The organism is Carboxydocella sporoproducens DSM 16521 (assembly GCF_900167165.1).
Classification (GTDB): domain Bacteria; phylum Bacillota.
This window is the reverse complement of the sequence record NZ_FUXM01000078.1, coordinates 1-1,528: the sequence shown is the minus strand read 5'-3', so window position 1 is coordinate 1,528 and position 1,528 is coordinate 1. Positions and strand designations below refer to the sequence as shown.

Here is a 1,528-nt window from a genome sequence, read left to right as displayed (position 1 = left end):
AGATAGTGGAACTTAACAGCAGCATGGCAGAAGGGATAAAAGGTGTAGCTCAGAATGCAACAGAGCTGGCCTCAGGAGCAGAAGAAATCACCAGCGCCATCAACGAGATGAGTGCCTCAGTTGAAGGAGTTGCCAGTGATATTCAGACTTTGACTGATTCCATAAATGAGATTGACTCATTAAATAATAATTTAGCAAGAATTGCAAGCAATATTGCCAGCGAAACAGATACTCTTTATTCCAGCACAGATAATATCAGGATTAACATCGAAAAAATGGAGCAATCATTTGAAGAAAATATTTATTTGGCAAATGAGTTGGACAAAAATTTAACTGATTCAAAAAGTAACATTGAGTCAGTAATTAAAGATGTGATTGAGGTATCGAACAGTGTCATAGATCTTACAGGGGACTTAAAACAAGAAAACGGAAACATTAGCACTTCTATTATTCAGATGAACAATGCTATAAATAATATTTCTGCTTCAATGAGTACTATTGCTGCAGCTACTGAAGAAGTGTCTGCGGCTCTTGAAGAAGTTAATGCTACAAATTACGATATAGAAAACAATGCTCAGAAAACTTATCAATTTGCAGAACAAACTCTTGAGTTATGCAGAAAGGGAGTAGATGCGGTAAACAGCAACTTGGAAGGATATGAACAGGTAAAAAATGTTGTTATGAATGCAGCGCAAGTTATGAGTGTATTAAGTAAAAGAAGTGATGAAATTGGTACAATTGTTGATATGATTACTGACATCGCAGAACAAACCAACTTACTGGCCCTAAATGCTGCAATTGAAGCTGCAAGAGCCGGTGAATATGGAAGAGGGTTTGCGGTTGTAGCAGATGAAGTGAGAAATCTTGCGGAAAGGTCTGCTAAAGCCGCTAAAGAGATTGTCTTACTAATTAAAAACATTCAAACTGAATCAAGTAATGCTGTTAAAGCAATAAATGAGGGAGTCAAAACCGTTGATGAAGGTATAAATCAAGCGGCGATGACAAGAGATGTGATTATTTCGGTAGAAAAGAATATGGAACAAACGGCAGATTTTATGGGACAAATTGTAAATGCAGTGTCAGAAACATCAAAAGCTATTAGCCAGGTCAGTGATGCAGTTATAAATATTCAACAACAGAGTGAACAAGTCGTTAAGGGATTGAATGAACAGTCTCAGGGTGCAGCTCAAATAATGAACGCTATAGATAGTGTAGCAAACAAAACTGAGAAGTTGTATGAGATGGCACGCGAATCCGGGGAAAAAAGTAATGAAATGGAAAAACAAATAGTAGACACTTTAAACAAATCCCTTGGACATGTTGAGGATATAAAAACCGCTATTGAAGACCAGGCTAAAGGTGCAACTCAAATTACTGCTTCAGTCAAACAAATTAATGATCGTGCAGCGGTTCTCGCAGAAATGGCAAAACAAATGGCAAATGATAGTAAAATTATTGTGGAACGGGTAGCACATGTAAGACAGATGGGAGAACAGATATCTGTAGCCAGCCGTGAACAGGCAAAAGC

General features: G+C 37.6%; 1 protein-coding gene. It reads left to right on the top strand.

The features are described from left to right. Window positions 1-23: 23 nt before the first annotated feature. Window positions 24-1,528 (top strand): methyl-accepting chemotaxis protein (locus B5D20_RS13540; protein ID WP_078666714.1); only part of this gene is annotated, 1,505 nt, incomplete at its 3' end.